Genomic DNA, 21,005 nt, shown 5'->3' on the forward strand with positions numbered 1-21,005 from the left:
CCACGCGATAGCGGGCTCGCGTTCTATGGCGCGCAGAGTTCGTCCACCGCCACCCCGGCGCGCTCGAGCGCCGCACGTTGGATCGCGGCGAGCGCCGGCATGGAGGCGAGCCCGAGCGCCAGCATCTCGTCGAAGCGCGCGCGTGGGATGGGGCTGGCTTCGGCGGTGCCCTGCACCTCGATGATGGCCCCTCCACGAGTCGCCACGATGTTGAGGTCCATCTCGGCGTCGCGGTCCTCTTCGTAGCAGACGTCCAGCAGCGCTCGCCCGGCGGAGTAGCCCACGCTCACGCCTGCCACGGGCTCGCGCATGACGCCGCGGCCCAGCACGCCGCGCTGCCGCAGGTTCTCGAGCGCCAGCGCGATGCCGATGAAGCCGGCCGTGACCGATGCGGTGCGCGTGCCACCGTCGCCGTCGAGCACGTCGCAGTCCACGGTCACCGTGCGCGGCCCAATCTGATCGAGGCGCACCGAGGCGCGCAAGGCCCGCCCGACCAGCCGCTGGATCTCGGCGCTGCGCCCGTCCACGCCGCCGGAGCCGCGGCCATCGCGCCGCTGCCGCCGCTTGTTGGCGCGCGGGTGCATGGCGTACTCGGCGGTGAGCCAGCCACCGCGCACGCTCTGCATCCACGCCGGCACGCCGTCGGCGACCGAGACGGACACCAGCACCGTGGTCTGACCTGCGTGGTAGAGCACCGAGCCCTCGGGGTAGCGCTGCACCCCCGTCTCGATCTCCACCTTGCGCAGCTCGGTGGGCGCGCGGCCATCGGGGCGACTCGCGGGGCTCTCGCTCATGCCGGGAACCATAGCTCGAACGCGGTCCCGCCGCCCTCGGGACGCACACACTCGATGGTGCCGCCGTGCGCGGTGACGATCTGCTGGGTGAGCGGCAACCCGAGGCCAGTCCCGCGCTCCTTGGTGGTGTAGAACATGTCGAAGATGCGCTCGCGCACCGAGTCGCTGATGCCGCTGCCGTGGTCTCGCACGGTGAGCCGCACCCCGGGCGCCGCGGGCTGCACCGAGACGTGCACCTCGCCGCCTCCGGGCATGGCCTCACGAGCGTTGCGCAGCAGGTTCAGGAGCGCCTGCCGCAGCTGCCCCGCGTCCAGCGCCACCTGCGGCAGTGGCTCGGCCAGCTCCACCACCAGACGCGACCCGTGAGCGCGCATCTCTTCGGCCATGAACGCGGCGATGTCGCGCACGAGCCTGCCCAGGTCGCCCAGCTCGAGCTGAGGCTGGGGCACGCGCGATAGACGCAGGTACTGCTCCGTGATGCCCGTGAGCCGGTCCACCTCTTGCTGCACCGACGCCAGCAGCGCCGCCGCCTCGGGGCCGGCATGCACCAGCTCCTCCTCGAGCAGCTCCACGTTCAGGCCGATGCTGGAGAGCGGGTTGCGCACCTCGTGTGTGACGTGCGCGGCCATGCGTCCGATGGCAGCGAGGCGCTCCGTCTGGATCAGGCGCGCCGCGGTGGCGAGCTCGTCCGTGACGTCTTCGACCACCACCAACACCGAGCCGACCGACGCGCCCTCTTCCCCACGCCCGAACGGCGCGAGCGACACGTCCAGGACGACCTCCTGGGTCCCACGCGCCACGTTCACGCGCCCGAGCGCCACGCGCTGGTCGGTGGTGCGCACCTGCTCGATGGCAGCCAGCAACCCCGGCACCGCGCCGAGGCTCTCTTCCGCGCGCTGCTCGGTCGCCACTCGGAGTAGGTCACGGGCCGCGGGGTTGGCCACCCGGACGAGGCCCTCGGTGTCCACCACGACCACCGCAGCGCGCAGGCCCTCCACGATCTCGCGCTGCATCTGCTGGAGCTCGCGCAGGCTCGCGTCGCGCAGCGCCAGCGCCTTCACCATGCGATCGAACGCCGCCGCCAAGCGCCCCAGCTCGTCGTCCCCGCCGAGGTCCAGTGTGGTGGAGAGGTCACCGCGCGCCACGGCCTCCACCCGCTCTTGCAGCGCCGGGATGGGCTTGAGGATGCGCTGCGACCACCACGTGACCAGCACCCCGAGGCTCAGCGAGAGCAGCACCAGCACGCCCAAGACGATGCTCGCGCGACGCTCGTGCTCGGCCGCGATGGAGCTGGTGCTGGCGATGGCCTCTTGCAGCTCGCGCCAGCCGTCGCGGTAGTGCCGCTGCACGTCGCGCTCGCGCAGCCTCATGGAGCGCAGCATGCGCTCGGCGCGCTGGGGGTCCCCGCTGGTGTGTGCCGCCTCGAGCGCTTCGTAGTCCGCGTCGCTGGCCCGGTAGGCGGCCGAAACGTCGTTCAGCGAGGCCCGCACGCGCGCGAGCGCTTCCTCGCCCCCCGCCACCACCGCCAGCTGCTCGGCGCGGTCGAGGCCATGGAAGGCACGGCGCAGCGTGGCAGGCCGCACGGCGCGCGCCGCGTTGAGCCAGCCACGGCGAGACACCGCGTCCTCGCTCTCGATCTGGTTGAGCAGCGTGGCGAACACGGCCTGGGTGGCCTTGGCCTCGCCCAGCGTGAGCGCCAGCGGCAGGAGCCCCTCGTTCAGCAGGCCGAGCGTGCGCACCGTGCGCGCGTGCTGCGTGAGGCTGAAGATGGCCACCGCGCCGAACGCGGTCAGCACCAGCGCGAACCCCAGGAAGATGCGCGTCGGGATGGACGGCCTGCGCAGCGAGGAGGCCTGGGTCGGCGGCGAGCGAAGGGGCATCAGGGCTGCGCCCGAGCGCCTCCTGCGGCCGCGAGGATGCGTGCACCCTCTTCGGCGGTCGTCGCGTCGAGACGCATGGCCTCGGCCACGGCGGCCTCCGCTTCGGAGCGGCGCGAGAGAGCCAGCAGGTGGCGCGCACGGGCCAGCTGCACGTGCGCCGGCGCGGCGGGGGTCAGCAGCAGGGCGCTGTCGTACTCGTACAGCGCGTCGGCGTGGGCGGCTCGCTCACCATGGGCTCCCGCGAGGGCGATGTGGGCCTCCACGCGGCCCGGGTCCACCAGCATGCTGCGCTGACCCAGCAGCACGGCGTCCTCGAAGCGACGCTCCTCGATGGCCAAGTCCAGCGCCTGGGCGTGCAGCTCACGGTCGTGCTCCTCGAGGTCCACCAGGCGCATGAGCGCGGTGCGGCGCAGGGCGGCGTCTTCCGTCTGCATGCCGATCTCCAGCAGGCCCTGCCACGCGCTCGCACGCCACGGCTGGAGGCGCGTGGCCGCCTCGAGGTGGGCCCGCGCGCCAGGCACGTCGGAGGCCGCGAGCGCGGCACGGCCCAGCAGCAGGCGCAGGTCGAAGCCGTCGCGCCCTGCGGTGACGATCTTCTCGAGCGCCGCGCGCGCGTCCGGGAAGCGCTCCTGCGCCAGCGCCAGACGGGCCGTCAGGTAGAGCGCCAGCGGCTCGTTCGGGTTCAGCCGCAGCGCGCGCGCCAGGTCGGCGTTGGCCCCCTCGGCGTCGCCGTGGATGAGCCGCGCCGCCGCCACTCGTGCGGCCGCAGCCGCGTCGTTGGGAGCCGCCGTGGACGCCGCGTCGAGCGCCTCGAGGTCCGTGTAGGCGGACATGTCCACGTTGAACTGCCCGTCGAGCGCGGCGAGCCGAGTGCGCGTGTGCGTGCGGAACAGCGTGTCCAGCTCGGCCGGAGCCACGCCCAGCACGCGCTCGATGACCTGCGCCGTGGTGCGGCCCGCGCCCCACTCGCGCAGCATGCGCGGCAGCTTCTCGAACCCGTAGCGCTCGGCGATGAAGAGCACCATCTGCGAGCTGGCGTAGTACGCCACCATCATGTCCTCGGCGGACCGGGCGTGCGTGAACGCGCGGTTCATGTCCACGATGGCCGGCAGCCGGTCGGCGGCGATGGCCGCGTGCAGGTCGTGGTCCATCTCACGGCGCCACTCGGGCCGCGCCACGATGGTCTCGTACTCGGCCAGCCCCTCGGTGAACCAGCGCGGCACGTGGTTGTGGCTGAGCTGGATGTGAAAGACGTGGGCCAGCTCGTGGTACGTGATCTGCCCCCAGTTGAAGGGCCCTCCGCGCGGGGAGATGGCGGTGACCACCTTGCCGAAGCACACGCCCTGCACGCCCAGGTTGGGCAGCCCGGTGGTGCGCAGCGAGAAGTGCTGCACGTCGGCGTAGAGCTCCATGGCGAGCGGCCCCTCCGGGGTGAAGCCATAGCGGCGCACCATCCCCGCATACGCGGCCGTGAGGTGGCGCGGCACGTAGCGCTCCAGCACCGGGCGCTCTTCCTGGTGCATGCGGAACCGGAACGGCGCCTCCTCGAAGCTCGCGTATTGCTGCGGGATGACGTCCTCGAAGAGGTTCAGCGTGTTGAAGACCTGAACGTTGTAGCGGTCCCGGCGCCAAGCTTCGCGCAGCGCCGCGAGCCCCGCGTCCTCGTCGCCCATGCGCAGCAAGTTGATGCCGAGCGTGGCCTGCGCCACCGCGTCGCGCGGGTTCAGCGCGATGGCCTCGCGCGCCATGTCCACGATGGCCGGGTAGCGGTGCTCCCACTCCGCGTAGCGCGCGATGATGGTGTAGAGCTGGCTGTAGGTGGGGTGACGCCGCAGCACCTCGCGCTTGGCCGCCTCGAAACCGGCGGCGTCGTCGGCCAGGAAGCGCCCCGCGGCACGCACGCTGAGCGCCTCGAGGTCGGTCGGGTCCTGCGCCAGCACCTCGCCCAGGATGCGGTCCGTGGTGGCCACGTCCAGGTCATAGAGCGCCAACCCGGCCAGCGTGACGCGCGCCATGGCGAGGTTGGGGTTCACCGCGAGCGCGCGCTGCAGATCCCGGTCGGCCTCCACGAACGCGTAGCTCTGCTCCATGCGGATGCGCGCGTAGAGTGTGTGCGCCACGGGGTGCTCCGGGTTCACGCGCAGGGCGTCCTGGACACACTCCTCGGCGTGGCCCGCGTCGTACTTCTCGAGGAACAGCTGCGCCCACTCGAGCTGCGTCTCCACGCGCTGCGGGTCAGCCGCGATGGACTCCTGGAACGCCGTGTTGGCGTCCCGCACGCTGCCGAGCGCGTGCGTCGCGCTGCCCACGTAGGCCAGCCCAGCCGCGTCGCGCGCGTTGATGCGCTCCGAGTTGTAGCCTTCGATGATGCGCATGTAGAAGCTGCGCGCCTCCACGGAGCGGCCCCGCCGCTCGGCCGCGCGCGCCAGAAACAGCGAGGCCCGGTCGTGCGTGGCAGGCAGCGCCCCCAGCAGCCGGTCCACGTCTTCGAGCCGACCGCGGGCGAAGTGCGCCTCGGCCTCCAGCATGACCGCCTCGTTGCGCAGGCTGGCGTCACGCGCCGCCTCGCGCGCGCGGGTCACCGCATCGTCGTAGCGTCCCGTCACCAGCAGCAGCCGCGCCCGCAGCAGCGCGCGCGCCGCCTCGCTGCCCTGCAGCGCGTCGAGTCGGTCGGCCACCTGCGTGTAGAAGCCCTGCGAGAGCGCGCGCGTGCCGTCATCCACCGTGGTGAGCGTGGGCGGCGTGCGCGGTGCCTCGGCCTCGTCCGCCGGCGCGTCGGGCATGGTGGGCAGAGGAATGGCGTCGGGGCTCACCTCCGCGCTGGTCCCATCACGCTCCCCGGTGCCGGTGGTGTCGGTGGTGGGTGCGCCGCCCCCGCAGCCGCCCCCACAGGCCCACACGAAGGTGGGCAGGGTCGACCACAGGAAGACGAGGCGGAGGCTACGGGCGCGAGAGCGAGACATGCAGGCGAAGGATACGGGCCCGCGAGCCAGGATGCATCGGCCGCGAGCTAAAGCCGGGGCCGGGCCGCGCCGGCGTGTACTTCCCAGCAAACCCACTACAATGCGCGGGAGATGCCGGCCCACCACTCGCCCTACGCGACCTTCCAGGGGTTCCTGCGCAGCGCCATCACGCAGTACTGGGAGCGCCGCGGTGCCAGCAAGGTCACCTTCCTGGCGCTGTTGCTCGCCACGCGGGAGGCTTGGGGCGTGGCCCTCGACAAGACGCTGGACGTGGAGGTGGGCAAGAAGGCGCTGCGCGGGGCGGCTGGTGTCGCTGGCGTCACCGTGCTGCTGCGCCTCTTCCTGGGTGGCCCCATCGGGGTGCTGCTCACCGGCGCTTCGCTCGTGTCGCTGGTTGCCGTCTACGCCAAGAACCACGACCGCGTCTGGGCCAAGCAAGAGCGCATCCGCGAGCTGGTGGTGGCCTACCGCACCGACCACGAGCGCGTCTTGGCGGAGTTCCGCGCCGGACAGTTCGGCACGCACGAGCGCGACCTGATGGTGGACGGGCTGATGGGGCGCTTCCTGTTGGCGCTGGACGACGGCCCCGAGGACAAGCCCGAGGCGTCACGCGCCGCGCAGCCTCCGCCTGGGCCAAAGGCTGGCAGCTTTGCCGAACACCTCGCCGGCAAGCGCAAGAACACGGACGCCTGAGGCGGCGCGGCGCGTTTTCTGGCCGGCCCGCTACTCGGAGCTGGCCGCAGGGTCGTCGCCCGGAGCCGACAGCCCACCGGATGCCGACCCCTCGCCCGCGGCGTCGGGCGTGGTAGGAGGCGGCGCAGGCACCGCGCTCGCCGGCGGTGGCACGCTGGGCGTGGGCACGGCCAGCTTGGTGGGCCGGATGCGCACCGGGCGCACGAAGAACGGCCGCTCCTCACGCTTCTCGGCGTCGGCGCGGCGTGCCGACTCCAGCACCGCACGCTGGAGCTCGGTCTGGCTGCGGCAGGCCCCCTCCCCGACCACGCGACGATAGCTTCCGTCCGCCTGCAGCTCGTGCGCCTTGGTGTCGTCGCGCAGGCCGAGGCCCAGCACCCGGTCGTAGACGCGCTGCTTGAGCTTCGGGTCCTCGACGGGGAACATGACCTCCACGCGCCGCTGGAAGTTGCGCGGCATCCAGTCGGCGCTGCCCAGGTACACTTCTTTCTCGCCGCCGGCCTCGAAGAAGCACACGCGGGCATGCTCGAGGAAGCGATCCACGATGCTGCGCACGCGGATGCGCTCGCTCAGGCCCGGCACACCGGGGCGCAAGCAGCAGATGCCGCGGATGATCAGGTCGATCTCCACGCCCGCCTGCGAGGCGCGATAGAGCGCCAGGATGACCTCGGGGTCCACGAGCGAATTCATCTTCGCGATGATGCGCGCGCGCTTCCCCTCGGTGGCGTTCTGCGACTCGCGCGCGATGAGCCCCAGCACGCGCTCGTGCAGCCCGAGCGGCGCCACCACCAGGCGCTTCCACTCCTCGGGCCCCGTGCACGACGTGAGCAGGTTGAACAGCGAGGTGGCGTCCTCGCCAAAGGCCTCTTGCGCGGTGAAGAGACTCAAGTCCGTGTAGAGGCGCGCCGTGTGCGGGTTGTAGTTGCCCGTGCCCAGATGCACGTAGCGCCGCAAGCGGCCGCTCTCGCGCCGCACGATGAGCATCACCTTGCAGTGCGTCTTGAGCCCCACCAGCCCGTAGACCACGTGCACCCCGGCCTGCTCCAGCTTGCCGGCCCAGTGGATGTTGTTCTCCTCGTCGAAGCGCGCCTTGATCTCCACCAGCGCCACCACGTGCTTGCCCTGCTCGGCCGCCCGCACGAGCGCGGCCACCACCGGGCTGTCACCGCTCGTGCGATAGAGCGTCTGCTTGATGGCCAGCACGTCGGGGTCGCGCGCCGCGCGCTCGAGCAGCTCCACCACCGGGTCGAAGGCCTCGTAGGGGTGATGCAGCAGCACGTCGCCGCGCGAGATGACGTCGAACGGGTCTCCGTCGATGAGCGCCGCCACCTGCACTCCGCTGGCCGGCGGGTCGCGCAGCTCGCGCATGCCACGCAGCGGCTTGCCCAGGTCCACCAGCTGCTCGAGCGCCAGCGGAGCCACGCTCGGGATGACGAACGCCGGGTCGAGCTCCATCGCCTCGGTGAGGAGCGTGATGGCCTGGTCGGGGCAGTCGTGCGCCACGGTCAGCATCACGGTGTTGCCGCGGTCGCGGCGGCGGACCTCCTCCGTGATCACCTCGAGGAGGTCTTCGGCCTCCTCCTCGTCGATGCTGAGGTCGAAGTTGCGCAGCACCCGAAACGGCCAGGCGCCGAGGCTGCGAAAGCCACGGAACAGCTCGTTCGCGTGCTGGGCCACCAGCTGCTCCAGCAGGACGAAGCGCTTGCCCTTCGGCTCGCCGCCGTCACCACCGAGGTCGTCGGGGAGCGCGACCACCCGCGGCAGCACGGGCGGCACCTGCAACAAGGCGAAGGCCGGCTCTCCCGCGCGCTCCCCAGCCAGCATCACGATGAGCTGGAGGTCCTTGTTGCGCATGTGCGGGAACGGGTGCCCCGGGTCGAGCGCCAGCGGCGTGAGCACCGGATACACCTGCGTCTCGAAGTACTCGCGCAGCCAGCGCTGCTCCTCGCCCTCGAGCGTGCGAGGGTCCACGCGGGCCACGCCGTGGGCGTGCAGGGCGGGCTCGAGCCCCTCGCAGAACAGCGTGGACATTTCCCCGATCAGGCGCTTCACACGCGCGGCGATGGCGCTGATCTGCTGGGCCGGCGTCATCCCGTCGGGGGTCCCGCTCTCGATCTGCTCGGCGCGCTGCTCGAGCAGGCCGGCCACGCGCACCATGAAGAACTCGTCCAGGTTGCTGGCGCAGATCCCAAGGAACTTGAGGCGCTCCAGCAGCGGGACGCGCTCGTCGCTGGCTTCGTCCAGCACCCGCTGGTTGAACTCCAGCCAGGACAGCTCGCGGTTGAGGAAGAGCTCTCCCGGCTCGGCGAGGCTCAGATCGATGGGCGTGACGCTCATAGCGCGTGCTTGGCCTTGATCTCGAGGTACCGACGCACCGTCGAGAGCGCGAGCTCGGAGGCCGGAGCCTCCACCAGCCCGACCCCGTTCTTGGTGAGGTGCGCCTTCACGCGCTCGCGGTCCATCAACAAGTCCGCCGCAGCCGCTCGGGCGTAGACGTCGCTCGCGTGGCTCACTGGCGCATCGGCCAGGCGCACCGCCACGGGCTCTTCGAGGGTCACGCACAGGGGGAGGTGCTTTTGTCGCAACACGGCGGCGTTCTCGGCCAAGGGCATGGCGTGCTCTTCGTCCAGGAGGTCGCTGAAGAGTACGACAAGCGCCCGCTTCTTCACGCGAGTTCGCACGAACGCCACAAGAGTCCTGAAATTGACGAACGTAGGCTGCGCCTCGGCGTCGAAGCTGGCCTCGAGCAAGCGGGCGTAGTGACCCGACCCGCGCCCTGGGGGGACGAAGGCCGACACGCCCGCGCCGAAGATGACGAGCCCCACGTAGTCGCCCTGACGCAGCGCGAACCACGCGAGCATCAGCGCCGCGTCGAGCGCGTGGTCCAGCTTGGTGACCCCCGCGCGCGTGGCACCGTCGTCCATGCGGCCGGCCATCATGCGGCCCACGTCGAGGCAGAGCAGGATGGTCTGGCTGCGCTCTTGCTGCAGCACGCGCGTCACCGGCCGGCGGCGCTTGGCCGTGGACTTCCAGTCGAGGTCACGAAACGGGTCGCCCGCCACATACTCGCGCAGCTGAGCGAACTCGCCCCCGCCGCCCACTTGGCGCACCTGTCGGGCACCGGCGCTGTGCTGGTCGCGCAGGCGCAGCTGCAGCTCGTCACCGCGTGCCCCGAGCACGTCTGGATACACTCGCACCGTCTCGCGAAGGGGCACGCGCGTGCGCAGCGCGCCGAGGCCCAGCGGCCCCTCGAGCTGTAGGTACACGTCACCCAGCTGGAAGCTGCCGCGCCGAGACGGCGTGATGGTGTAGGCGAGCCGCGCGCGCGCGTGCGGCGCCATGTCGGCAGCCAGCTCCTCGGGGCCCAGCACCAGCGCGGGAGGCGGGGTGTCACGCAGCCGGAGGCGCAGCTTCCCGGGCTGAGTATTGTGGACCAAGAGCTCCGCGCGCGCGGTGCGGCCCACCACCAAGCGGTCCAGCACGTGACGCTCCACGCGTGGCAAGCGCCGTGCGAGGCCGCGCGCCTCGAGGAGCGCCCCGGCCAGCAGGCACGCATCGTACCCGAGCGCGGCCAAGAGCCCGAGGCCGGAGCCACCGTCCAGCAGCGCCAACGGCAGGCCGAGCGCTGCCAAGAACAACAGGCGCCGCCCGGGCAACCATCCCTCGCGCGGCGCGGAGGGAGGCCTTACCAGGCTGTCGGGTGCGGCTGCCGTCTGGAGCGCATCGCTCACCGCGGAACGTCCACGGTCGCGGCGATGCGCTGCAGCACCGCGTGGCCATCGAGCCCGTCGAGCTCCACGTCGGGCGACAGGATCAGGCGGTGGGCGATGACCGACGGAAGCATGCGCACCACGTCGTCGGGCGTGACGAACGCTCGCCCCTCGAGCACCGCAGCCCAACGCGCCGCCACCATGAGGTGCACTCCAGCACGCGGGCCAGCGCCAAGCACCACCATCGAGCTCTCGCGCGTGGCGCGGACGAGGTCTCGCACGTAGCGCCGCACGGGCTCCTCCACGCGGACGTGCGCCCCCAGCGCGCGGGCCTGGTCCAGCATCGCGGGCGTTGCCACCGCCTGCACGCCGCTCTGCGCCACGTCTTCGGAGCCCACCGCCGCCGTTGCCGCCGCGAGGATGCGGTCTTCTTCCGCGGCGCTCGGATACCCCACCTTGATCTTCAGGAGGAAGCGGTCGAGCTGCGCCTCGGGCAGCGGATAGGTGCCCTCCTGCTCCACCGGGTTCTGCGTCGCGAAGACCGTGAAGTGCTGCCCCAGGTCGTGGCGCTGGCCATCGATGGAGACCTGCCGCTCCTGCATGGCCTCGAGCAGCGCGCTCTGCGTCTTGGCGGGCGCGCGGTTGATCTCGTCGGCCAGCAGCAGCTGCGCGAAGATGGGCCCCTTCGTCATGCGGAAAGCACCCGTCTGCAGGTCGAAGATGTGCGTCCCGAGGATGTCACTGGGCATCAGGTCGGGCGTGAACTGGATGCGCCCGAACGCGAGCCCCACGCTGGCTGCCAGCGTGCGCACCATGAGCGTCTTGGCGGTCCCGGGCACGCCCTCGAGCAAGACGTGGCCGCGGGCGAGCAGCGCCACGATCATTCCGTCGATGGCGTCCTCCTGCCCGACCACCACCTTGCGCACCTCCTGAGTGATGGCGTGGCGCAGGCGCACCACCGGCTCGAAGTCGAGCTCTTGATGGGGAGGGGGAGGTGAAGCAGGGCCGCTGAGCGGCGAGGCGAGATCGAGGTCCGTCATGATGGTCGCGATTCAGTGGAGGGAAGCGAAGGCTGGCGCGCGTCGCGTGGTTGGAGGGGTTCGAACGAGCGCGGCGCGTTGGCGCGCTGCACCAAGGCATCCACGCGCGACGCCAGGGCCACCAGCCCCTTCTCGCCGTCGACGCTCGCGGAGAACAGGCCCAAGAGCTCCGAGCAGGCCCCGGCGGCGTCATCGCGGCGCATCTCACGCAGTTGGTCCAGCACCTGCTGGGGCTCGCGCGCACGCACGCGGTGGTGACTGGCGATGCGCTCGAGCGCGCGCACGAGCAGCACGCGGCCAATGCCAGAACGGTCCGCGCTGCGCGAGTAGAGGGCGCTGGTGGCCGCCACGTAGGACACCGTCCCGCCCGGCGGCTCGCGTGGCGGGTCTTCGAGCTCACCGAGGCGCCGCCCGGAGCGCAGCACCCAGAGCGCGAGCAGCACCAGGATCTGCAGCAGCACCACCCCAGCCCCCGCTTGCCGCAGGTAGCGCACCAGCGAGCGCGCGCCGCCCGTGCCGAGGTGGTATTCGTCGAACACCACGGGAGCGTCCGGCCGCGCGTAGGCCGCCAGCAAGCGCGTCAGCAACACACCGCCGCGCTGCTCCAAGACCGCCTGGTTGAGCATCATGCTGGCCGAGGCGAACACCACGATGCTGCCGTCGCCCTCGCTCAGCTGAACGGCGCTCGGGCGCTCGCCGAAGTGGGCCAGGCGTGTGGGGGAGCGCCCCGCGGCCACCTCGACCTGGGCGGGCTGCACCATGTGGACTCCCTCGAGGTTCGCGAGCGGCCCGTCTGCGGTGCGCGCGATGAAGACCGGCTGCTGGTCGTCCCAAGTGGCCCGCCAGGGTTCGAGCTCCTCCTCGGCGGCGCGCCGCGCGGCCTCTTCTTGGGCCTGGTCTTCGAGAGGCAGGGCATCCTCCCCAAGCGGCTCGTCGAGCGGTGGTTCGATGGGCGCGTCATCCCCTTCGGCGGGGGCCGAACCGCCCTGCAGCTCGTCCATCAGCTCTTGGAGCGTCTCGCGCGCGCACTCTCCGGGATAGCGCTCGAGGTGCGCCGGGTAGTCCTCGGGCAGATAGCTCTCCGCACCAAACACCATCAGCGTCCCGCCGCGCCTCACCCATGCGAGCAGCGACTCCCGCTCGTAGCGCGACAAGGGGCGTCGCTGTGACGCCAGACAGCCCCCGAGCGCCATGAGCACGCCGCGCTCGGGCAAGCCTTCGAGGTCCTCGACCCAGCGTTGCGTGGGGTGACCGGCGCGCCGCACCAGCTCGTAGATGGCCCGGGCCCCTTCCGGACCCGCGCTGTACGTGGAGTAGGCCGTGGCGTAGCGACCGCGGTCCGCCACGCGCGCGCACATCACCCCCGATGCGCCGAGGGCGAGGAGCACCACCAACGCGACGAACGAGCGGGCCAGAAACCGCCTCATGGCGCCGCGCCCTCAGGCTCGAAACCTGCCGGTGCCCGGTCTTCCCTCGGCGCCGTGAGGGACGTCGCCAGCAGCCGGCCGCGCTCGTACTCCTCTCGCGTGGTGTGCTCGTCGCCGTACCACTTGCGGTCGAACAGCTGGGTGAACGTGCGGAACGCGGCCGTGCGCGCGCTGGCACCCATCTGACGAAGGTAGTGCCAGTTGGTGCGGGCGGGGTCGAAGTCGATCTCGCCGCGTCGGTCGAGCGCCACCAGCGTGGCCAGATACAGCGAGCGGAACGCTTCTCGGTGCAGGCCGCGGGCCGCCAGCTGCGCGGCCTCGTCCAAGTGCTCCTCGGGGGCACGCTCGCGCGGGTCGAGCGGAACCCCGAGCGCATCGGGCAAAACGGGGCTGGCCTGCTCGTCCTTGCGCCGAGAGAGCAGCAGGAACGCGGCCACGGCCACCAAGAGCGCGCCCGCCAGCGCCACGAACACCCACGCGGGAGGAAGCAGCATGGGTGCGCCCATGTCGGCGCCCGCGGCCTCGTCCTGCTCGCGATCTTCCAGCCAACGCATGAGCGCCTCGAACAGGCGCTTCAGCCACGAGGGCCCGTCCGCCTCGGCGGCGCCGCCGTGGCTCGCGTCGCTGAACTCGCGGAACTCAGCCCCCGACAGAATGGAGGCCACGTTGTCTTCCGTCGCTTGGTCTTCGGGGCCGAGCTCGGGCAGGTCTGCCCCGTAGTAGATGTCGGGCTCGTCCGAGTCGCCCGTGTTGCCCAGCTCGTCGGCCGGAACCTCCGTGGGCAGCTCGGTGTATGGCTCGAGGGGCGCCTGGGCGCGGCCCGGCTGTGCGCTCAGCATGAAGCCCACCAAGAGGATCGCCGCGCGCCCGTGGTCGCTCCGATGGGTCGCGCGAGCAGCAGGCGAGTGGCCCGACGCGAGCGCACCCAGCATGCCACGCAGATCTGCGCCATCACGCCGCGAGCGCGCATGCACCAGCGCGATGACCGCGAGCGCTGCGCGGAGGGGCTCGGCCACCCACAGCGACACGACGCCAACGACCAACATGGCAAAGTCGTTCTCGAAAGACATGAACGACGTGAGCGCAGCGACCTCCACGCCGAGGAGTCCCTGGAGCGCGCCGAGGAGCATGCCTGCCACGGCGAGCAGATTCACGAACAGCATGAGGGTGCCCACGAGCAAGAAGCCCTGCACCAGCAGGGCGCTCCCACGCAGCGAGGAACCGTCCCGGAACGCTGTCATCCAAGCCGCCCCGCCCTGCTGACCCTCGGCGGCAGCGCGCGCCACCCAGCTGGGCGCGAGCAGCGCTACAGGCAGCGCAAGCACGAGGCCCACCACGATCCCGAACGCCCCTCCTCGGGCCAGCAGCGCGGCGGGCAAAAGCGCCAGAGCCAGCAGCACACCACCGACCGCCGCGATCCCCATGGTGCGGAAGGGGCCCGGCTCGGCATCGACCGGATCGTCGAGGTGTTCCATGGCCAGGCGGCACGCTCGGCCGAGAAAGAGAGTGCGCCACCACCACGCGAGCCCGAGGCCCAGCGCGAGCACACCTCGCAAGCTGCGGACTCCTTCCACGCGCTCGAGGTAGAAGACGAACACGGCCAGGAACGCGAGCGGGGCCCCGGCCAGCCAGGCGCGTCCCCGAAAGCCATGGCCACCGCGCCGCGTCAGCGTGAAGGCCCGGTCCAGCCAGTCGAGCGCGCTCACGCGGCCTCCGGAAGCGCGATCTGCAGCAGCCCCCACAGCAACAGCCAGAGCAGTGCCGCCCAGAACAGGGCTCCCACCGCCGCGCGACCGCGAGACGAGCTTGCCACGAGGGTCACGGGCTCGGCCTCGCTGCGGGCCCGCTGCGCCAGGCATCGAACACAGTAGTTGATGCCTTCGACCTTGGTGGTGCACTCCGCACAAACGCGCGAACGGCACGCGACACAGACGCCGAGCGCCTCCCGCTGAGCATGAAACGCGCACGCCGCCGCCTGCATCACGAGCGACGTGTAACACGCCCTCACGCGCCTAGCGAGGCGCTTAAAAAGGCGAAGCCCCCCGCAGTTAAGCGAGGGGCTTCGATAAATCCGGCGGCGTCCTACTCTCCCACAGCGCTTCCGCTGCAGTACCATTGGCTCTGAAAGGCTTGACTACCGAGTTCGGGATGGGATCGGGTATGACCCTTTCGACATCGCCACCGAAACAAATGGAGAGCAACAGCTCTGGAAGGTTGATTAGACGTATCCAGGTTGGGTGGTCCCGGCTTTCGCACTGGGACTCATGTCTCCAACCCTGAACTCGAACATTGAAACGACTCGTACCTTAGAGATAGGTCAAGCCGCACGGCCGATTAGTACAGGTCAGCTCCATGTGTTGCCACACTTCCACACCCTGCCTATTACCTCGTAGTCTACAAGGGGCCTTTAGGGACCCGAAGGTCCGGGATACCTCATCTTGAGGCCGGCTTCCCGCTTAGATGCTTTCAGCGGTTATCCGTTCCGTACATAGCTACCCGGCTATGCCCTTGGCAGGACAACCCGGAACACTAGAGGTACGTTCAACCAGGTCCTCTCGTACTATGGTCAAATCCTCTCAAGTATCCTGCGCCCACGGCAGATAGGGACCGAACTGTCTCACGACGTTCTGAACCCAGCTCGCGTACCGCTTTAATTGGCGAACAGCCAAACCCTTGGGACCTGCTCCAGCCCCAGGATGCGATGAGCCGACATCGAGGTGCCAAACCGCGCCGCCGATATGAACTCTCAGGCGCGATCAGCCTGTTATCCCCGGAGTACCTTTTATCCGTTGAGCGATGACCCTTCCATTCGGAGCCACCGGATCACTAAGACCTGCTTTCGCACCTGCTCGACCTGTCGGTCTCACAGTCAAGCTCCCTTATGCCTTTGCACTCTACGGCTGGTTTCAATCAGGCTGAGGGAACCGTCGCGCGCCTCCGTTACTTTTTGGGAGGCGACCGCCCCAGTCAAACTGCCCACCAGACAGTGTCCCCGCACCGGATAACGGTGCTGGGTTAGAAGCCCAGAACATTCAGGGTGGTATTTCAAGGTTGACTCCACCGAAGCCGGAACCCCGGTTTCAAAGTCTCCCACCTATCCTACGCAGAATGTCCCGAGCTTCACTGCCAAGTTGCAGTAAAGGTTCACGGGGTCTTTCCGTCTTGCCGCGGGTAGAGGGTATCTTCACCCCCAATACAATTTCGCTGGGTCACTGGCCGAGACAGTAGGGATGTCGTTACGCCATTCGTGCAGGTCGGAACTTACCCGACAAGGAATTTCGCTACCTTAGGACCGTTATAGTTACGGCCGCCGTTTACTGGGGCTTCGGTTCGAAGCTTCGCCCGAAGACTAACATCTCCCCTTAACCTTCCAGCACCGGGCAGGCGTCAGACCCTATACGTCCTCTTACGAGTTCGCAGAGTCCTGTGTTTTGGTAAACAGTCGCAACCCTCATTTCTCTGCAACCCCCCTTCCGCTACGGCCGCAGGGCTTTCACGTAATGGGGGCACACCTTCGCCCGAAGTTACGGTGTCCACTTGCCGAGTTCCTTAGCCAGTGTTCTCCCACGCGCCCTGGGATATTCACCTCGCCCACCTGAGTCGGTTTGCGGTACGGTCACCTCATAAGCTCCACGCGCAGCTTTTCTTGGAAGCATGGGATCACTGAGTTACGGAGCCGGAGCTCCTCCTCATCACGTCTCGGCGTTGCCCCCGCGTTTGTCCCTATTGGGTCCTACGGGAACCGCCTACGCGCTTGAACCAGCACAACCAAACGGCTGGCTCAGCCTACCCTTCTCCGTCCCTGCTCAGGTCAACGGATATATAGTGGTGCAGGAATATTAACCTGCTTGCCATCACCTACCCCTTTCGGGCTCAGCTTAGGGACCGACTAACCCATGGGAGGATTATCCTTCCCCAGGAAACCTTGGGCTTACGGCGACAGGACTTCTCATCCTGTTTATCGCTACTCATGCCTGCATTTGCTCTTCTCAGGTCCGACACCACTCCTTACGGTATGGCTTGTATCTACCTGACAATACTCCGCTACCGCTCTACTTGCGTAGAACCCTAAGCTTCGGTACCAGACTTTAGCCCCGTTACATTTTCGGCGCAGGCTCGCTCGACCAGTGAGCTATTACGCTTTCTTTAAAGGGTGGCTGCTTCTAAGCCAACCTCCTGGCTGTCTGAGCGCTCCCACATCCTTCGACACTTAGACTGGATTTGGGGACCTTAGCTGTAGATCTGGGCTCTTTCCCTCTCGACTACGGACCTTATCACCCGCAGTCTGCCTCCCGGATAGTTGTCACCGGCATTCGGAGTTTGATTGGGTTTGGTAGTCTGGTAAGACCCCTAGCCCATTCAGTGCTCTACCTCCGGTGCAATTCGTCCGAGGCTATACCTCAATATATTTCGCGGAGAACCAGCTATTTCCGAGCTTGATTAGCCTTTCACTCCGATCCACAGGTCATCTCCCACATTTTCAACTGTGGTGAGTTCGGCCCTCCACGTGGTTTTACCCACGCTTCAGCCTGCCCATGGATAGATCGCTCGGGTTCGGGTCTACGCCATGCCACTCAATCGCCCTATTTGGACTCGGTTTCCCTTCGGCTACACCTCACGGCTTAACCTTGCGACATAGCGTAACTCGCAGGCCCATGATGCAAAAGGTACGCTGTCGCACTGTACGAATACATAGTGCTTCAACTGCTTGTAGACACACGGTTTCAGGTACTATTTCACTCCCCTTGCCGGGGTGCTTTTCACCTTTCCCTCACGGTACTTGTTCACTATCGGTCGTCGAGGAGTACTTAGCCTTGGAAGATGGTCCTCCCAGATTCACGCCGGGTTCCACGTGCCCTGCGCTACTCGGGTGCCAATGCAGAGATGTATCGTTTTCGTTTACGGGGCTGTCACCCTCTTTGGCCAGCCGTTCCAAGCTGTTCTACTAACCATACATTTGTTAACTCTGTCAGAGCGCTGGTGCACTCCATCATCAGACCCACAACACCCATTCAGCAACGCCACCAGGCTTACACTGAATCGGTTTAGGCTGGTCCCCGTTCGCTCGCCGCTACTAGGGGAGTCTCATTTGATGTCCTTTCCACCAGGTACTTAGATGTTTCAGTTCCCTGGGTTGGCCGCGCAGAGCCTATGTATTCAGCCCTGCGCTAATGCGTATGACCGCATTCGGTTGCCCGATTCGGAGATCTCCGGTTCAACGCTTGTTCGCAGCTACCCGGAGCTTTTCGCAGCTATCCACGTCCTTCTTCGCCTCTCGACGCCTAGGCATCCACCGTGTGCCCTTTCTAGCTTGACCGTATCCCTAAGGCACGTTTCGTATCTTGCGTTCGAGTCCAGGGTTCGAGTCACGAGCCTTTGGCCCATGTCCTTTACCCAGAACTTTCACTTCTCACAGCGAGTACTTTGACTCGCCGTCTAGAAAGGAATTTCTAATCATGAGCTCTCTTCCCACTTGCGTGGGTCGAGTTCTCTCCATCGTATTCTGTTGTCAAAGATCACACGCGAAAGAGCGGACTCTCTCGATTCTGCGCACCTACCCATGAGGTACGTGCGCAGAAGCAAAGGAATCCTGAAATCGAAACTACTGGTGGAGCTGATCGGGTTCGAACCGATGACCCCCGGCATGCAAAGCCGGTGCTCTCCCAACTGAGCTACAACCCCAAGGGGTCTATCTGACTTACTTCTCTCCGCCTCTCTCGAGGGGGTCGAAATAGTGGGGCACGCTAGACTCGAACTAGCGACCTCACCCTTATCAGGGGTGCGCTCTAACCACCTGAGCTAGTGCCCCGGGGAAACCGGTGAGGCGGCTACGCCTCGAGGTGGTTTCAGGATTCTTTCGCGTGTTGTCAACGAGCGACGCGCTCCTGTGACGGAACGCTGTCGGTCGCTGAAAACTGAAACGGAAACTACTCTTTGCGCGGGTTTGACCGAGCTGTGACATCCGAAGATGTCGATGCTCCTTAGAAAGGAGGTGATCCAGCCGCAGGTTCCCCTACGGCTACCTTGTTACGACTTCACCCCAGTTACCAAGCACTCCTTGGGGACCTGCCTCCCTTGCGGGTTAGCGCAGCCACTTCTGGAGCACTCGACTCCCATGGTGTGACGGGCGGTGTGTACAAGGCCCGGGAACGTATTCACCGTTGCCTGCTGATCAACGATTACTAGCGATTCCGCCTTCATGCAGTCGAGTTGCAGACTGCAATCCGTACTGAGGCCGGCTTTTTGCGATTCGCTCCCCCTCGCGGGCTCGCTGCGCTTTGTACCGACCATTGTAGCACGTGTGTAGCCCCGGACATAAGGGCCATGAGGACTTGACGTCATCCCCACCTTCCTCCGGGTTAACCCCGGCAGTCTCATTAGAGTGCTCGGCCGAACCGTTAGCAACTAATGACAAGGGTTGCGCTCGTTGCGGGACTTAACCCAACATCTCACGACACGAGCTGACGACAGCCATGCAGCACCTGGATTAGAGCTCCCCGAAAGGCACATCCGTATTTCTACAGACTTCTCTACTTTTCTAGCCTGGGTAAGGTTCTGCGCGTTGCGTCGAATTAAACCACATGCTCCACCGCTTGTGCGGGCCCCCGTCAATTCCTTTGAGTTTTAGCCTTGCGGCCGTACTCCCCAGGCGGTGTGCTTAACGCGTTAGCTACGGCACCGCAGAAGTCAAATCCCGCGACACCTAGCACACATCGTTTACAGCGTGGACTACCAGGGTATCTAATCCTGTTTGCTCCCCACGCTTTCGCGTCTCAGCGTCAGTAAGTGTCCAGAAAGCCGCCTTCGCCACTGGTATTCCTCCCGATATCTACGAATTTCACCTCTACACCGGGAATTCTACTTTCCTCTCCACTACTCTAGATTCGCAGTTTCGAACGCAGTTCCTGGGTTGAGCCCAGGGATTTCACGTCCGACTTGCGAACCCGCCTACACGCGCTTTACGCCCAGTAAATCCGAGCAACGTTTGCACCCTCTGTATTACCGCGGCTGCTGGCACAGAGTTAGCCGGTGCTTGCTAAAGAGGTACCGTCAAGCCTGGAGCCTATTTGAAACCAGGGTTTTCGTCCCTCTCCACAGAGCTTTACGACCCGAAGGCCTTCATCACTCACGCGGCGTGGCTGGGTCAGGCTTTCGCCCATTGCCCAATATTCCTCACTGCTGCCTCCCGTAGGAGTCTGGCCCGTGTTCCAGTGCCAGTGTGGCTGATCATTCTCTCAAACCAGCTACCCGTCTTCGCCTTGGTAAGCCATTACCTTACCAACTAGCTGATGGGACGCAGGCTCATCCTCCGGTGGTAGCTTTCAAGAAGAGGCCACCTTTTCCCACACGGTCCGGAGACCACGTGGTCTTATGCGGTATTAGCGTCCCTTTCGGAACGTTATCCCCCGCCAAAGGGTAGATTACCTACGTGTTACTCACCCGTGCGCCACTCAATCAGTCCGAAGACCTTTCGCGTTCGACTTGCATGTGTTAGGCCCGCCGCTAACGTTCGCTCTGAGCCAGGATCAAACTCTCCAGTTAAAACTGTTGAGCATCCTGCTTCGGGACACCTCAAAGATGTGTCCCTAGATGCCTGCTTTGCAGACATCCTTCTCGGATACGGTTCTTATTACCTTGTCAGCTTTCGCTGACTTGGGACCCGCGCAAATTTGCGAGTAGTTCCGATTCAGTTTTCAACGACCGACGTACCTGTCACTCACTCTCGAGTGACTCACCTGCTGGGGGGCTGGTGGGGCGCGGTTAGTAGTCCCGGGCCCGTTCCCTGTCAAGTCTTTTTCTTCGAGTCCGTTCCTCTGGAACCGGGCCGTTCGATGTCGGCCGTGAAGACTCGTGCTGTGGCTTGTCAGGGCCCCTTGTTGGCTCGCGCCCTCAAGGGAAGCCGTTTCTAGCATCGGCATCTGGGGGCGCAAGGATGATCCTTCACTTCTTTGTCGATGCGTGCCTTTTCCGCGAATTTCCAACGACTTAGGGTGTCGTTTTAGTAGAGGCGGCGGCTGTCGACCTGGATCGTCACGGGCCCGTCCACCTCGCAGCGGACGTTCATGCTGGCCCGGAAGCGTCCGGTGGCCACCACGAGGCCCGCCGCCCGCAGCGCGGCCACGACTTCTTCGTACAATCGCTCCGCCAGCGCGGGCGGCGCAGCGCTCGAGAACGACGGCCGGCGGCCCTGGCGGACGTCTCCGTAGAGCGTGAACTGGGAGACCACCAGGACCGCTCCCTCCACGTCCTCCACCGAGCGGGACATCTTGCCCTCCTCATTCACGAAGACGCGCAGGCCCCGAATCTTCTGGGCCACGTAGTCCACGTCGCTCTGGCCGTCGTCCGCCCCCGCGCCGAGGTACACGAGCAGACCTCGCTCGATGGCCCCCACGGTCTCTCCCTCCACCACCACGTCGGCTCGACTCACCCGTTGGATCACCGCTCTCATGCAGCGGAGTGTGAACGACCAACACGGGATCGGCACTGCGAGCGCAGGC

11 protein-coding genes, 2 tRNA genes and 3 rRNA genes are annotated in these 21,005 nt (G+C 66.9%); 1 reads left to right on the plus strand and 15 read right to left on the minus strand.

Translation table 11 applies throughout. The annotated features are described in order from the left end of the window. Positions 1-23: 23 nt before the first annotated feature. The 3 genes from rph to IPI43_21245 are packed head-to-tail and all read right to left on the minus strand — an operon-like array spanning position 24 to position 5,637. A complete protein-coding gene (rph, locus tag IPI43_21235) occupies positions 24-794 on the minus strand; it encodes a ribonuclease PH (GenBank protein ID MBK7776629.1) in 771 nt (256 codons plus the stop codon). After that, entirely contained in the window at positions 791-2,674 is a 1,884-nt protein-coding gene (locus tag IPI43_21240; protein MBK7776630.1) for a HAMP domain-containing protein, read from the minus strand. The genes rph and IPI43_21240 overlap by 4 nt, the downstream gene beginning before the upstream one ends. After that, the gene (locus tag IPI43_21245; protein ID MBK7776631.1) at positions 2,674-5,637 is read right to left on the minus strand and encodes a tetratricopeptide repeat protein; all 2,964 of its coding nucleotides are present in this window, start codon (positions 5,635-5,637) and stop codon (positions 2,674-2,676) included. Before IPI43_21245 ends, IPI43_21240 begins: the two co-directional genes overlap by 1 nt. A gap of 111 nt (positions 5,638-5,748) precedes the next feature. On the opposite strand from IPI43_21245, the gene IPI43_21250 reads away from it, so the two are divergent. Next, on the plus strand, positions 5,749-6,330 hold the full coding sequence (locus IPI43_21250) for a hypothetical protein (GenBank protein ID MBK7776632.1): 582 nt from the start codon (positions 5,749-5,751) through the stop codon (positions 6,328-6,330). 30 nt (positions 6,331-6,360) lie between these two features. Here the strand turns inward: IPI43_21250 and ppk1 are convergent, their stop codons facing one another. From ppk1 to IPI43_21310, 12 genes are all read right to left on the minus strand, one after another. Further along, positions 6,361-8,667: a polyphosphate kinase 1 gene (gene ppk1, locus IPI43_21255; GenBank protein MBK7776633.1), complete on the minus strand. Its 2,307-nt coding sequence runs from the start codon at positions 8,665-8,667 to the stop codon at positions 6,361-6,363. After that, the gene (locus tag IPI43_21260; protein MBK7776634.1) at positions 8,664-10,061 is read right to left on the minus strand and encodes a DUF58 domain-containing protein; all 1,398 of its coding nucleotides are present in this window, start codon (positions 10,059-10,061) and stop codon (positions 8,664-8,666) included. The genes ppk1 and IPI43_21260 overlap by 4 nt, the downstream gene beginning before the upstream one ends. Next, positions 10,058-11,080, minus strand: a complete 1,023-nt coding sequence (locus tag IPI43_21265; protein ID MBK7776635.1) for a MoxR family ATPase — start codon at positions 11,078-11,080, stop codon at positions 10,058-10,060. The genes IPI43_21260 and IPI43_21265 overlap by 4 nt, the downstream gene beginning before the upstream one ends. After that, positions 11,077-12,507, minus strand: a complete 1,431-nt coding sequence (locus IPI43_21270) for a DUF4350 domain-containing protein (protein MBK7776636.1) — start codon at positions 12,505-12,507, stop codon at positions 11,077-11,079. The genes IPI43_21265 and IPI43_21270 overlap by 4 nt, the downstream gene beginning before the upstream one ends. Next, complete coding sequence (locus tag IPI43_21275; protein ID MBK7776637.1) at positions 12,504-14,213, minus strand: DUF4129 domain-containing protein; 1,710 nt, start codon at positions 14,211-14,213, stop codon at positions 12,504-12,506. The genes IPI43_21270 and IPI43_21275 overlap by 4 nt, the downstream gene beginning before the upstream one ends. Further along, the gene (locus IPI43_21280) at positions 14,210-14,491 is read right to left on the minus strand and encodes a hypothetical protein (GenBank protein MBK7776638.1); all 282 of its coding nucleotides are present in this window, start codon (positions 14,489-14,491) and stop codon (positions 14,210-14,212) included. The genes IPI43_21275 and IPI43_21280 overlap by 4 nt, the downstream gene beginning before the upstream one ends. Positions 14,492-14,576: 85 nt before the next feature. Beyond that, positions 14,577-14,693 (minus strand): 5S ribosomal RNA (rrf, locus tag IPI43_21285). Between the two features lie 127 nt (positions 14,694-14,820). After that, positions 14,821-17,824 (minus strand): 23S ribosomal RNA (locus IPI43_21290). Positions 17,825-18,113: 289 nt separating this feature from the next. Next, positions 18,114-18,189 (minus strand) — tRNA-Ala (locus tag IPI43_21295). 53 nt (positions 18,190-18,242) lie between these two features. Beyond that, positions 18,243-18,316, minus strand: a tRNA-Ile gene (locus IPI43_21300). 176 nt (positions 18,317-18,492) lie between these two features. Beyond that, positions 18,493-20,049 (minus strand): 16S ribosomal RNA (locus tag IPI43_21305). The 16S, 23S and 5S rRNA genes sit together here with 2 tRNA genes alongside, the layout of an rRNA operon. Before the next feature lie 457 nt (positions 20,050-20,506). Next, positions 20,507-20,956: a D-tyrosyl-tRNA(Tyr) deacylase gene (locus IPI43_21310; protein ID MBK7776639.1), complete on the minus strand. Its 450-nt coding sequence runs from the start codon at positions 20,954-20,956 to the stop codon at positions 20,507-20,509. Between the last annotated feature and the right edge of the window lie 49 nt (positions 20,957-21,005).

This window comes from Sandaracinaceae bacterium (assembly GCA_016706685.1).
Taxonomy (GTDB): Bacteria; Myxococcota_A; Polyangia; order Polyangiales; family Houyiibacteriaceae; genus JADJJE01.

Excerpts from the sequence above, each read along its gene's own strand:
- rph (MBK7776629.1), bottom strand. The coding sequence starts at position 794 with ATGAGCGAGAGCCCCGCGAGTCGCCCCGATGGCCGCGCGCCCACCGAG.
- IPI43_21240 (MBK7776630.1), bottom strand. The coding sequence starts at position 2,674 with ATGCCCCTTCGCTCGCCGCCGACCCAGGCCTCCTCGCTGCGCAGGCCG.
- IPI43_21245 (MBK7776631.1), bottom strand. The coding sequence starts at position 5,637 with ATGTCTCGCTCTCGCGCCCGTAGCCTCCGCCTCGTCTTCCTGTGGTCG.
- IPI43_21250 (MBK7776632.1), top strand. The coding sequence starts at position 5,749 with ATGCCGGCCCACCACTCGCCCTACGCGACCTTCCAGGGGTTCCTGCGC.
- ppk1 (MBK7776633.1), bottom strand. The coding sequence starts at position 8,667 with ATGAGCGTCACGCCCATCGATCTGAGCCTCGCCGAGCCGGGAGAGCTC.
- IPI43_21265 (MBK7776635.1), bottom strand. The coding sequence starts at position 11,080 with ATGACGGACCTCGATCTCGCCTCGCCGCTCAGCGGCCCTGCTTCACCT.
- IPI43_21270 (MBK7776636.1), bottom strand. The coding sequence starts at position 12,507 with ATGAGGCGGTTTCTGGCCCGCTCGTTCGTCGCGTTGGTGGTGCTCCTC.
- IPI43_21310 (MBK7776639.1), bottom strand. The coding sequence starts at position 20,956 with ATGAGAGCGGTGATCCAACGGGTGAGTCGAGCCGACGTGGTGGTGGAG.